11 protein-coding genes are annotated in these 12,395 nt (G+C 31.3%); 5 read left to right on the top strand and 6 right to left on the bottom strand.

The genetic code is table 11. The features are described from left to right. The first annotated feature begins 138 nt into the window (after positions 1–138). The 4 genes from ACIQZ1_RS07350 to yajC all read left to right on the top strand — a co-directional run bounded on the left by ACIQZ1_RS07350 (position 139) and on the right by yajC (position 2,993). A complete protein-coding gene (locus tag ACIQZ1_RS07350; protein ID WP_291242191.1) occupies positions 139–1,245 on the top strand; it encodes a Glu/Leu/Phe/Val dehydrogenase in 1,107 nt (368 codons plus the stop codon). An 81-nt stretch (positions 1,246–1,326) separates the two neighbouring features. After that, positions 1,327–2,268, top strand: a complete 942-nt coding sequence (gene nusB, locus ACIQZ1_RS07345) for a transcription antitermination factor NusB (protein ID WP_396160334.1) — start codon at positions 1,327–1,329, stop codon at positions 2,266–2,268. A 10-nt stretch (positions 2,269–2,278) separates the two neighbouring features. Beyond that, complete coding sequence (locus ACIQZ1_RS07340) at positions 2,279–2,713, top strand: DUF1573 domain-containing protein (protein ID WP_396160333.1); 435 nt, start codon at positions 2,279–2,281, stop codon at positions 2,711–2,713. A gap of 7 nt (positions 2,714–2,720) precedes the next feature. Continuing rightward, on the top strand, positions 2,721–2,993 hold the full coding sequence (yajC, locus tag ACIQZ1_RS07335) for a preprotein translocase subunit YajC (protein ID WP_396160332.1): 273 nt from the start codon (positions 2,721–2,723) through the stop codon (positions 2,991–2,993). A gap of 119 nt (positions 2,994–3,112) precedes the next feature. On the opposite strand, the gene pepT is transcribed toward yajC, so the two are convergent. The 4 genes from pepT to ACIQZ1_RS07315 form a co-directional block, all read right to left on the bottom strand. Beyond that, the gene (pepT, locus tag ACIQZ1_RS07330; protein WP_396160331.1) at positions 3,113–4,360 is read right to left on the bottom strand and encodes a peptidase T; all 1,248 of its coding nucleotides are present in this window, start codon (positions 4,358–4,360) and stop codon (positions 3,113–3,115) included. 104 nt (positions 4,361–4,464) lie between these two features. Next, positions 4,465–5,460, bottom strand: a complete 996-nt coding sequence (locus tag ACIQZ1_RS07325; RefSeq protein WP_396160330.1) for an energy transducer TonB — start codon at positions 5,458–5,460, stop codon at positions 4,465–4,467. A 108-nt stretch (positions 5,461–5,568) separates the two neighbouring features. Beyond that, complete coding sequence (locus ACIQZ1_RS07320) at positions 5,569–6,795, bottom strand: Glu/Leu/Phe/Val dehydrogenase dimerization domain-containing protein (RefSeq protein ID WP_396160329.1); 1,227 nt, start codon at positions 6,793–6,795, stop codon at positions 5,569–5,571. A gap of 68 nt (positions 6,796–6,863) precedes the next feature. Further along, positions 6,864–7,925: an anhydro-N-acetylmuramic acid kinase gene (locus ACIQZ1_RS07315; protein WP_396160328.1), complete on the bottom strand. Its 1,062-nt coding sequence runs from the start codon at positions 7,923–7,925 to the stop codon at positions 6,864–6,866. A 96-nt stretch (positions 7,926–8,021) separates the two neighbouring features. Between ACIQZ1_RS07315 and ACIQZ1_RS07310 the strand changes: the two genes are divergently transcribed. Continuing rightward, positions 8,022–9,161, top strand: coding sequence for an acyl-CoA dehydrogenase (locus tag ACIQZ1_RS07310; RefSeq protein ID WP_396160327.1), 1,140 nt, complete (start codon positions 8,022–8,024; stop codon positions 9,159–9,161). Positions 9,162–9,212: 51 nt separating this feature from the next. Here ACIQZ1_RS07310 and murF read toward each other — a convergent pair whose 3' ends face one another. Together murF and gldJ are read right to left on the bottom strand one after the other, a co-directional pair. Continuing rightward, a complete protein-coding gene (gene murF / locus ACIQZ1_RS07305; protein ID WP_396160326.1) occupies positions 9,213–10,496 on the bottom strand; it encodes a UDP-N-acetylmuramoyl-tripeptide--D-alanyl-D-alanine ligase in 1,284 nt (427 codons plus the stop codon). 62 nt (positions 10,497–10,558) lie between these two features. Further along, a complete protein-coding gene (gldJ, locus tag ACIQZ1_RS07300) occupies positions 10,559–12,274 on the bottom strand; it encodes a gliding motility lipoprotein GldJ (RefSeq protein WP_396160325.1) in 1,716 nt (571 codons plus the stop codon). Positions 12,275–12,395: the final 121 nt, after the last annotated feature.

The following is a 12,395-nucleotide window of genomic DNA, read 5'->3' as shown; positions in this document are numbered from 1 at the left end:
TGTTAATTTCTAGTTTTTTTCTATTTTATATTTAAGCTGAAAATTATTGTATTCGTAAAAATAAAATAAAATACGATAATTATATATAATTTATACCTATTTTTGCGACTTATTATTGATAAATAATCAAATATACTCATGACAACAGATATTATAAATTCAAATGAACTACATAAAGTAGATCCTGTTTTTGGTCAAATTTCTTTTGACGGACACGAACAAGTTGTTTTTTGTAATGACAAAGATACAGGATTAAAAGCAATAATCGGAATTCATAATACAGTTCTTGGACCCGCACTTGGAGGTACCAGAATGTGGAAATATGCAAACGAGTGGGAAGCATTAAATGATGTGCTTAGATTGTCTCGTGGTATGTCTTTTAAATCTTCTATTTCAGGATTGAATTTAGGAGGTGGAAAAGCAGTTATTATAGGTGATGCCAAAACTGAAAAAACACCTGAATTGATGAGAAAATTCGGAGAATATGTGAATTCTTTATCAGGAAAATATATTACAGCTGAAGATGTTGGAATGGAAACTAAAGATATGGATACGGTAAGAGAAGTAACGCCTTACGTTACTGGAATTTCTGAAAGTAAAGGCGGTTCTGGAAATCCTTCTCCAATTACAGCATATGGTGTTTTTATGGGAATGAAAGCGGCAGCTAAACATAAATTTGGAGTAGATACTTTAGCTGGAAAGAGCGTTTTAGTTCAAGGAATTGGGCATGTTGGTGAGGTTTTAGTACAACATTTAACGAATGAAGGTGCAATAGTAACTATTTCTGATATTAACGAAAATAGACTACATGAAGTGGGTTCAAAATACGGAGCTAAAATTTTTAGTGGAAACGATTTATACAGTTTAGATGTTGATATTTATGCGCCATGTGCTTTAGGCGCAACAATAAATGATGAAACCATTAGCAAAATTCAAGCAAAAGTAATTGCTGGAGCGGCGAATAATCAACTTGCAAATGAAGTGATTCATGGAAAATTATTAAAAGAAAAAGGAATTTTATATGCTCCTGATTTTTTAATTAATGCGGGTGGTGTAATTAACGTGTATTCTGAGTTGGCAAATTTAACTTCTGCTCAAGTTATGGAAAAAACAGAAAATATTTACCATACTGCAATGGACATCTTTACATTATCAGATGTTCAAAATATTACTACACATCAAGCAGCGTTAAATATTGCTCAAAAAAGAATTGATGACAGAAAAAAAGAATTACAAAACAAATAATTCTTTAAAATAAAAAATTGTAAATTTGTCCCGAAATAAAACAATAATTATTTCGGGATAATTTTTTTAAAGTTCTTAGCCATGCTTAACAGAAGACATTTTAGAGTAAAAGTGATGCAAACCATCTATGCAATGCATAGACACGAATCGGATTCGTTAGATAAAGAAGAAAAATTTTTATTACAAAGTATTGAAAATTCTCAAGATTTATATTTAGTAATGCTTTCCATTTTCAATGAATTACAACTCAAAGAAAAAGCATATTTAGAACTAGCATCTAAAAAACATTTGGCTACAAAAGAAGAACAAAATCCTAACTTTAAGTTTGTAAATAATAGCTTTTTTAAAATTTTAGGAAATCATAATGCCTTTCATGATAAATTAGAAGAAAGAAAAATTGACAATTGGAAACGTAATGACGATTGTATTATTTTCCTATTAGAAGCAATTAAAACTTCCGATATATACAAACGATATATGGCAGTTGAAACATCAGAATTTAAGAAAGATATTTTCTTTATATACGATGTTTTTAATGAAATTATTGCACCAAACGAAAAATTATACGACTATTTAGAAGATTTTAAAATTACATGGGTAGATGATATTCCAGTAATTAATACCTTACTTTCTAAACAAATAAAATCGATTAAAAGTTTCGATGATTCTTTAGAATTACCAGTTGTATTTAAAGATTTAGATGACAAAGAATTTGTTAGAAATTTATTTAGAAAAACAGTATTAAATGAATTGGAATTTGCTGCTGCATTTGAAAATAAAACACCAAATTGGGATAAAGAACGTATAGCAGAATTGGATACCATCATACTTAAAATGGCGATTTGCGAATTGTTGAAATTCCCTTCAATTCCTGTAAAAGTTACCTTAAATGAATATTTAGAAATTGCTAAAGAATATTCTACACCAAAAAGTAGTATATTTATCAACGGAATTTTAGATAATTTAGTAAAAGATTTTCAAGCCGATGACAAGATTAAAAAAGCGGGTAGAGGATTGTTATAATTTAGTAAATATGAAAAACACGATTAAATTTTTTGTAGTAGCTTCATTGCTAATTACATGTTCTTGTAAAAAAGAAGTTTCAGCAGAAGAAAATTTTATGCTTAATGTGCAAAAGAATGCAGATGCACCGAAAACGAAAGTAGCATTTGATAAAGAGGTTCATAATTTTGGCGAGATTAAACAAGGTGAAATAGTATCTACGACTTTTACTATTAAAAATGTAGGTGATAATGATTTGTATGTATTAGAGGCACATGGTTCTTGTGGTTGTACCGTTCCTGAAGTTACAAAAGAAGCTATAGAGCCTGGAGAATCAGCACCAATTCATGTGAAATTTGATTCTAACGGAAAGTCTGGTGAAGTAACAAAATCAGTCATGATTACATGTAACACAGCAAAAATTGTTGAAACTATTAATATAAAAGCAAGTATTAAATCTAAATAAAAACGATATGAATCCAATGTTAATTGCACAGTTGGTATTAATGATAGGAGTGTTTTACTTCTTAATTATTATGCCAAAAAACAAAAAAATTAAGTTAGAAAAGGAATTTTTAACCAATTTAAAAACAGGCGATAAAATTATTACAATCGCTGGAATTCATGGTAAAGTTTCAGAAATTGCAGAAACTGCAATTGTTATAGAAACCATGTCAGGTAAATTAAAAATTGAAAAAAGTTCAATTTCTGCTGAAATGAGTTTAAAATTAAACGAGAAAAAATAATATTTTAAATTCCAAAAAATAAATTCCAAATTCCTAACTGAAAAAACAGTGGAATTTGGAATTTTTGTATAAAGTGTATTTTGTCATTCTGAACTTGTTTCAGAATCTTTTCTTTTCTATTATTTCTTATTCTGAATTGCGTTTAATTCTGCAATTTTTACAATTACTTCAACAGCTTTTTGCATACTTTCAACAGGTACATATTCGTATTTACCGTGAAAATTGTGACCACCAGCAAAAATATTCGGACAAGGTAATCCCATAAATGATAAACGTGAACCATCAGTTCCTCCACGAATTGGCTTTATTAACGGTTTTATGTTTAGTTCTTTCATAGCTTGTTCGGCAAGTTTTACAATATGCATTACAGGTTCTACTTTTTCACGCATATTATAATATTGGTCTTTTATTTCTAAAACTGCAATATCCTCACCAAATTGTTTTTTGTATTTCTTGTTGATTTTCGAAACTACTTCTTCAACATACACCTTTCGTTTTTCAAATTTCTTACGATTATGATCTCTAATAATTAATTGAACTAAAGTTTCTTCTATACTCCCTTGAATATTTGTAACATGATAAAAACCTTCGTAATTTTTCGTCGTTTCAGGAGTCTCATCTTTCGGTAATTTAGAAATAAATTTATTTGCTAAAAGCATTGAATTGATCATTTTTCCTTTAGCATAACCTGGATGCACGCTTTTTCCTTTGAAAGTTATTTTTACACCAGCCGCATTAAAATTTTCATATTCTAATTCGCCAATTTGACTTCCGTCCATAGTATATGCCCAATCTGCACCAAATTTTTCTACATCAAAGTGGTCTGCACCACGACCAATTTCTTCATCAGGTGTAAAACATACTTTTAATGCGCCGTGTTTAATTTCTGGATGTTGCACTAAATATTCCATCGCAGTCATAATTTCTGTAATTCCTGCTTTGTCATCTGCACCAAGTAGCGTAGTGCCGTCAGTAGTAATTAAAGTTTGACCTTTATATTGTAATAAATCTTTAAAGTAAGAAGGCGATAAGATGATGTTTTTTTCTTTATTTAAAACAATATCGCCACCATCATAATTTCTTATAATTTGTGGTTTTACATCTTTTCCAGTAAAATCAGGAGTAGTATCAAAATGCGAAACAAAACCAATTGTAGGTACTTCGTAATCTAAATTACTTGGTAAAGTTGCCATTACATAAGATTTGTCGTCAATTGAAACATCTGACAAACCTATTTGTTTTAACTCTTCAACTAATTTGTTTGCTAAATCCCATTGTTTAGCTGTACTTGGTGTAGTGTTTGATTCTGGATCCGATTCTGTATCTACAGTAACGTATCCTATAAAACGATCGATTATACGTTGCATCTGTTTTGTTTTTATAGTGATGCAAATATAAATGTTTATGTTTAAAAGTTTAAAAGATTAGAAGGTTTATTTAGGTATTTGTATAGGATTTATGTAACTTAAAATTAATTTTTAAAGTTATATGTTATAGTTCCTACTTGTTTTTCAGCAGCTGAATCACTTGGTGTCCATTTTGTTTTTCGAGCAAAGTTTTTAGCTAATGCAATTAAGCAAGCATCTCCCGTTGTACCTCTACCATTTACTACTCCAATAGTATTTCCAGCCTTATCAACGGTTACCTCAATTACTACTTTTCCGAAAGAATTACATTCGTTTCCAACTGCGGGTTGACTAATATTTCTTCTTCCTGCTAAACTATAATTGGCTCCGCCTGTGCCACCATTTCCATTTCCGCCACCAGACCCTGATCCATTTCCTGCTCCGTTGCCAGTGCCGTTTCCTGTTCCATTTCCGCCACCTGTTCCTCCTCCAGAACCGCCGCCGCCATAATACCCGTTTGAATTGGCATTCCCGTTAGCAGAACCTTGATTTCCGTTTGTAGTACTATTTCCGTCACCACCTTTGTTTTTACCTTTAATTATATTGCTCAAAGCGCTATTTGGTTTTTTTACGGGTGTTTTTGGAGTTTCTACTGGTTTGGTTTCAGTTGGCTTTTTATCTTTAGTTTTGATTTTAGATTTTGGTGGAGTAGATATATCGGCACCCACGTTGTCTTGAGTTAAGAATTCTTCAGGAGTAGATTCTTCAGGTTCTGAAGTCACATCTTTCATATTAACTTCTAAAGTTTCATTTAAATAATCATCACCTTTTCCAAAATCGGTATCGCCATAATTTAGAGTAACGCCACCGCCGCCGCCGCCTTGTGCTATTAACATTTCGGTTTTTCCATACGGAGGCCAAAATCGTACAAATAGTAATAAAAGCACGATGCAAACTACTGAATGTGTAGTAATTACAATAGATTTATTAGAATCAGAAAGTGTTGATTTCTTTAGAAAATGAATTAACAACCAAATTGAACCAATTAATAAAAGCAGTAAAAGCAAAGTAAAATAGCCGTGCTCATATAGTGTTTTAAATAATTTTATAATTGATTTCATTTTTAGTTTTTTGTAATAACGATTAAAAGTAATAAAAATTGTTGAAACAAAAAAACTAGGTTCAAAATAGTTTAAACCTAGTTTTTAATAGTTATTTTATTTTTAATTTTATACCAATTGTTTTAAAGCAATTTCATAGGCTCTTGCACTAATGTTTGTTTTGCTAGAACTTACATCAAATGTTTTTTGAATGGCTTTTCCTATAATTTCAGAAGCATCATTAAAAATAGCTTCATCTGTCATTTGTACTTTTTTCTCCATAAAGTAAGCGAAAACTCTTGCCATTCCACAGTTTGAAATGAAATCTGGAATTAAACTTACTTTATTGTCAGTTTCTTCCATAATTGGTCCGTAGAATATTTCTTTATCGGCAAAAGGAACATTTGCACCACAAGAAATCACTTCTAAACCATTTGTTATCATATTTTCTACATTGTCTTTAGAAACAATTCTTGAAGCCGCACATGGAGCAAAAATATGTGTGCCAATTTTCCAAATTTTATCATTGATTTCAGCAAATGGAATCATTTGGTCAGAAACTAATTTGTTACCATCTTTATTTCTAAATAATTCTGTAATTTCTTCAAATGTAAATCCGTTTTCGTTAATAACACCGCCATCTCTATCGATAATTCCAACTACTTTCGCACCCATTTTGGCTAAATAAAAAGCGGCTGCAGAACCTACATTTCCAAAACCTTGTACAATGGCTTTTTTACCTACGACACTTCCGCCATAAATTTTGTAAAAATGCTTCACAGCTTCAGCAACACCATAACCTGTAATCATATCGGCAACAGTATATTTTTTAGATAAATCTGGAGTAAATTCTCCATTTTCAATTACCTTGATTACACCTTGGCGTAATTGTCCGATTCTATTGATTTTATCTGCTTCGCTTGGTTTGAAATGTCCGTTGAAAACGCCTTCTTGCGGATGCCAAACACCACATTCTTCTGTCATTGGAATTACTTCGTGAATTTCATCTACATTTAAATCGCCACCAGTTCCGTAATAATTTTTTAATAAAGGAGAAACTGCTTTGTACCAACGTTCTAAAACGCCTTTTTTACGTGGATCTGCTGGATCGAAATTAATCCCAGACTTTGCTCCACCAATCGCAGGACCAGAAACTGAAAATTTTACTTCCATCGTTTTTGCTAACGAAAGAACTTCGTTTTGGTCTAACCCTTTTCTCATTCGTGTTCCACCACCTGCGGCACCACCACGTAATGAATTTATTACTGTCCAACCCTCTGCTTCCGTTTCAGGATCTTTCCAGTTAAATACTATTTCAGGTTCTTTGTTTTCGAATTTATGTAGTAAATCTTTCATGTTTTGATTTTAGGGTTTGATTTATTTTGCAAATATAATTGTAAAAAATGATTGATTAAAATTATTAGTTAAAATACTTCGCCTGAGCTATGATTTTGTTTAGCACCTGTTACACTTGCCAAAACATTAACTTCATTTTGTAATTTTAAAACACCAAGTAAAGCAAAAATTAAAGCTTCTTTAAATTTTATGGTTTTTTCATCAGGAATTATGATTTCAGTTTTTGGCAAGTGATTTTTGATTCTGTCGATTAGAAAATCGTTATAAACTCCTCCGCCAGAAATCAATAGTTTTCCAGTTTTTGTCTGTAATATTTTACCAATTTGAAAAGCAATATGCTCTGTAAAAGTTCGCATTTTGTCTTCGGTAGAAATAGAATAACTTTCCAAAATGGGCAATACAATTTCTTGTACAAATTCAAAACCCAATGATTTTGGATACGTTTTTTGATAAAATTCTAATTGGTTTAATTCTTCAAATAATTCCTTATTCAAATTTCCAGATTCTGAAATTTTACCTTTATCGTCATATTCTAATCCGAAAGTATTCGCATAAAAATTTAAAACTGTATTTACAGGTGAAATGTCAAAAGCGATTCGTTCGTTATTTTCTTCAAAAGAAATATTTGAAAAGCCGCCTAAATTTAAACAATAATCGAATTCAGAAAATAAAACTTTATCTCCAATCGGCACTAAAGGTGCCCCTTGACCTCCTAAAAGCACATCTTGTACTCTAAAATCGCAAACTACTTTTTGATTTGTAATTTTTGCGATTTCTGGTAAATTACCAATTTGAAGCGTGAAGCCATTTTGTGGTTGATGTAAAATAGTATGTCCGTGTGAACAAACCGCATCAAGATTTGAAATGTTGTTTTTGGTAATGAATTCAGAAATAATGTTTCCTAATAAATTAGTGTATTCAATATTTAACTCTGAAAGCTCAATGCTACTAAATTGAATTCCATTTTTTAGTTTTGAAATCATTTCATTTGAATACGAAACAGTATCACATTCAAATATTTGATAGGACCATTTTCCTTCATTTATTTCAAAATTAATATGTGCCAAATCCACTCCATCTAATGAAGTACCTGACATTACGCCGATAACGTTATAGTTGTGCTTAAACATGGGTTAAAAATACAATTTCTTATTGAAAATTTCATATTATTTAACTACATTTGGTGCAAATTTTTATGAAATATTCAATTAACCTATAGTAAAATAATGGATTTTAAATTAAATGAAGAACAATTAATGATTCAACAAGCGGCAAGAGATTTTGCTGTTACAGAATTATTACCTGGTGTTATTGAAAGAGATGAGCATTCAAAATTTCCAACCGAGCAAGTAAAAAAAATGGCAGAACTTGGTTTTATGGGAATGATGGTTGACCCTAAATATGGTGGTGCAGGTTTAGATAGTGTTTCTTATGTGTTAGCCATGGAAGAAATTGCTAAAGTAGATGCCTCTGCAGCAGTTATTATGTCGGTTAATAACTCATTAGTTTGTGCTGGTTTAGAAAAATATGGTTCGGAAGAACAAAAAATTAAATATTTAACGCCTTTAGCTAAAGGCGACGTAATTGGTGCTTTTTGTTTGTCTGAGCCGGAAGCAGGTTCTGATGCGACTTCGCAAAAAACCTCTGCAATCGATATGGGTGATCATTATTTATTAAATGGTACCAAAAATTGGATTACAAACGGAGGAACGGCTTCTATTTATTTAGTTATTGCGCAAACAGACGTTTCAAAAGGACATAAAGGAATTAATGTTTTAATTGTAGAAAAAGGGATGCCTGGTTTTGAAGTAGGTCCCAAAGAAAAGAAAATGGGTATCCGTGGTTCTGATACGCATACACTATTATTTAATGATGTAAAAGTTCCAAAAGAAAACAGAATTGGTGAAGACGGTTTTGGTTTTGCTTTTGCCATGTCAACTTTAAATGGTGGTAGAATAGGAATTGCATCTCAAGCATTAGGAATTGCTCAAGGGGCTTATGAATTGGCATTGAAATATTCTCAAGAGCGAGTAGCATTTAAAAAGCCAATTTTTCAACATCAAGCTATTGCTTTTAAATTAGCAGATATGCATGTGAAAATTACATGTGCAAGATTACTTATTCATAAAGCAGCAGCTGAAAAAGATTTAGGAGAAGATATTGCACATTCAGGTGCGATGGCTAAATTATATGCTTCAGAAATTGCTTTAGAAGTAGCAAATGAAGCGGTACAAATTCATGGTGGTAATGGTTATGTAAGTGAATACCATGTAGAACGAATGATGCGTGATTCTAAAATCACCCAAATTTATGAAGGAACTTCAGAGATTCAAAGAATTGTAATTTCTAGAGGTTTGGTTTCGTAATATTCAAATATTATTATAATAAATAAGGCAGCCAATTGGTTGCCTTATTTATTATAATATTTCTAAAGTTCTTTCTAAACTCATACCACGTGAGCCTTTTATCAGTATTATACTATTTTCTGTTTTTTGCTTTGTAAAATTTGCTTTAAATGATTCAAATGTGTCGTAAAAATGCATGTTTGAATTTAAATTTTTATGAGTAATAAAATCTTTTCCAATAAAATAAAAATTACTATCTGTTTGATTTATACAAAAATCAATTAGTTTTTTGTGTTCCTCGGAACTTTCTAAACCTAACTCAAACATATCTCCCAAAATAGCTATTTTATTTTTTTCTTTTAATTGAAAGAAATTGGTTAAAGCTGCTACCATACTACTCGGATTGGCATTGTATGCATCCAGTATTATTTTGTTGGAATCTTTTTCTAATAATTGAGAACGATTATTATTTGGAATGTAGTTTTCTAAACCAAATTTTATTTTTTCATTTGATACGCCAAAATGTTTACCAATAGTTATGGCTGCATTGATGTTATTCGCATTATATAATCCTATTAAATGCGATTGAATAATGGTGTTTTCAAACTCAATTTTTACCATTGGATTGGTTTCTATATTTGAAATTGAAACAAAATTTTCTGGAGTATTTAAACCAAAAGTAATGTTGGTTATATTTTTAGTTTTATCATTTTGAATAGCATCATCAGTATTTACAAATGCTGTTTTTTGATTCGCAAAAAGAAATTCGTACAATTCGCTTTTTCCTTTAATTACACCTTCTGTTCCGCCGAATCCTTCTAAATGGGCTTTTCCAAAATTGGTAATGTAACCAAAATCAGGTTCGCAAATACCGCAAAGCATTTCTATTTCTTTTTGATGATTGGCTCCCATTTCTACAATGCCTATCTGAGTACTCGCATCAAATGAAAGCAGGGTTAATGGAACGCCAATGTGATTGTTTAAATTCCCTACAGTTGCTTTGGTGTTATATTTTTGAGAAAGTACAGCATGAATTAATTCCTTGGTAGTTGTTTTGCCATTACTTCCAGTTAATCCAATTATAATGATATCAAGCTGATTTCTGTGATAATTTGCTAATTTTTGTAATGTCTCTAATGTATTGTCAACTAAAATAAATCGTTCGTCAATTTTGTATTCAACTTCATCTATTATTGCAAATTTGGCACCGCTTTCTAAAGCACTTAAAGCAAATTTGTTTCCGTTAAAGTTGTCACCTTTTAGCGCTACAAACATATTGTTTGCGTTGATTTTTCTATTATCTGTTGCAATACCAGTTGATTGCAAAAAGTAGTTGTAAATTGTTGCTATTTCCATACTGCTAAAATAAAAAAAAGCCCTTTATTTTTAAAGGGCTTTTGTATATTATTTAAGAAATATTATTTCTTAACGTTTCCTCTTGGTGTTTTCTTGTTAGATTTTGGTCCAACTTTAGACATTGCACATCTAAATCCAATATAGTCTGTTGCCATATCTTGTGGGAAATATCTTCTTGATGCAGGATCTAACCAATAGGCTCTATCTCTCCAAGAACCTCCTTTGTATACTCTAACATTATCATCAACCAAAGTAGTTCTGTTGTCAGATTTATCATATTGTCTTACTTGATTTCCAGCACTATCTGCTGAAATTTTGTGTAATGGAGATTTGTACATTCTTTCGTTTGGATCAGCTTTTTTTGATGCCTCTTCGTCGGTAGCTCCAAAATCAAAATATCTAGTTGATTGTTTGTCTCCATCTCTGTAATTTCTGTTATCTGAAGTTGAGAAGTTTTGTCTTAAATACGTTTCATTTTCGTCAACTGGTACTTGAGCAATAGATCCAGGGAAATTTCTAGCAATTACTTTACCTGTACTTAATGTGTCATACTTAATGTTTTCACTTGTAACCATTTCTACAGTTCCGTCTTCACCAATTTTATTTTTGGTATAAATGTTACCTCTAAAGTAGTTAAAGTCATTTGCTTCATCATCAATAATTGGTCTGTAAACATCTTGTACCCATTCTGCAACGTTACCAGCCATATCGTATAAACCAAAATCATTTGGAGGATATGCTTTTACATAGTTTGTAATATCAGCACCATCATCAGACCATCCAGCAATTCCACCATAGTCTCCTTTACCTTGTTTGAAGTTTGCTAATTGGTCACCTTTTAATTGTCTTTTACCAGAGCGTGTATATTGACCTTTCCAAGGGTATTTCTTTTGACCTTTGTATATGTTATATTCTCTATTTCCTACTAAAGCTAAAGCGGCATATTCCCATTCTGCTTCTGTTGGAAGCCTATATTCTGGTAAAATTATTCCTGAACTTCTTTGAGCATATACATTTTTTGCTTCAGTGGCAGTAGCTGCTCCAGACTTTTTACTTGGAGCTTTTTTTCCCAATTGTTTTTTCAAAACAATATCTTCTTTTCCACCAAAAGTCTTTGATGGAGAATTGATATATGATTCAGTATCAAAGTTTGAGTTTGCTGTTACTTCAGCACTAATTTTATTTCCTTTTTTAAGGTAACCTTCTTTTTCAAGAATGTTTTCGTTTACACGATTGGTTCTCCATTCACAAAATTCAGTAGCTTGAATCCAATTAACTCCGACTACAGGATAATTTGCATAAGCTGGGTGTCTTAAGTAATTGTTTGTCATCGTTTCGTTATAACCTAAACGATTTCTCCATACTAAAGTATCTGGAATAACACCGTTATAAATGTGCTTGTAATTATCTTCTGTTGGAGGATATACAGATTTTACCCAATATAAGTATTCTGCATACATCATATTTGTAACTTCCGTTTCATCCATGTAAAAAGACTGAACGTGTTGCTTTGTTGGGCTGTTGTTCCAATCGTGCATTACGTCGTCTTCTACTTTACCCATTGTGAATGTTCCACCTTCAATTGAGGTCATTCCAGGAGGAGTTTCTTGCTTTTTAAATTTAGTATTATATTGGAAACCACCTTTTTTATCGTTGATTTGCCATCCAGTTGCGCTAGAACCACCTTTAGTGCTTCCGCTTTTGCTACAGCTGGTAAAACCTATTGCTACAGTCAACGCTAGTAACAATTTTAAAGTCATAATTTTAGTAACTTTCATACTTTTGTAGGTAATAATTTAAGTGCCGCAAGATACTAATAAACCATTAATATGCAACAAAAAAATAAAAAAAAATTAAACAATAATTTTACTTGATATATATGGAAACGAAAAATCTTGT

It is taken from the genome of Flavobacterium sp. (assembly GCF_044341185.1).
In the GTDB taxonomy this organism is placed as follows: domain Bacteria; phylum Bacteroidota; class Bacteroidia; order Flavobacteriales; family Flavobacteriaceae; genus Flavobacterium.
This window is presented reverse-complemented; position numbering and strand designations above follow the sequence as displayed.

What these genes read in the sequence shown, in the direction of transcription:
- ACIQZ1_RS07320 (WP_396160329.1), bottom strand. Translation starts at nt 6,795, where the DNA reads ATGAAAGATTTACTACATAAATTCGAAAACAAAGAACCTGAAATAGTA.
- ACIQZ1_RS07310 (WP_396160327.1), top strand. Translation starts at nt 8,022, where the DNA reads ATGGATTTTAAATTAAATGAAGAACAATTAATGATTCAACAAGCGGCA.
- pepT (WP_396160331.1), bottom strand. Translation starts at nt 4,360, where the DNA reads ATGCAACGTATAATCGATCGTTTTATAGGATACGTTACTGTAGATACA.
- murF (WP_396160326.1), bottom strand. Translation starts at nt 10,496, where the DNA reads ATGGAAATAGCAACAATTTACAACTACTTTTTGCAATCAACTGGTATT.
- ACIQZ1_RS07315 (WP_396160328.1), bottom strand. Translation starts at nt 7,925, where the DNA reads ATGTTTAAGCACAACTATAACGTTATCGGCGTAATGTCAGGTACTTCA.
- ACIQZ1_RS07340 (WP_396160333.1), top strand. Translation starts at nt 2,279, where the DNA reads ATGAAAAACACGATTAAATTTTTTGTAGTAGCTTCATTGCTAATTACA.
- ACIQZ1_RS07325 (WP_396160330.1), bottom strand. Translation starts at nt 5,460, where the DNA reads ATGAAATCAATTATAAAATTATTTAAAACACTATATGAGCACGGCTAT.
- gldJ (WP_396160325.1), bottom strand. Translation starts at nt 12,274, where the DNA reads ATGAAAGTTACTAAAATTATGACTTTAAAATTGTTACTAGCGTTGACT.
- nusB (WP_396160334.1), top strand. Translation starts at nt 1,327, where the DNA reads ATGCTTAACAGAAGACATTTTAGAGTAAAAGTGATGCAAACCATCTAT.
- yajC (WP_396160332.1), top strand. Translation starts at nt 2,721, where the DNA reads ATGAATCCAATGTTAATTGCACAGTTGGTATTAATGATAGGAGTGTTT.
- ACIQZ1_RS07350 (WP_291242191.1), top strand. Translation starts at nt 139, where the DNA reads ATGACAACAGATATTATAAATTCAAATGAACTACATAAAGTAGATCCT.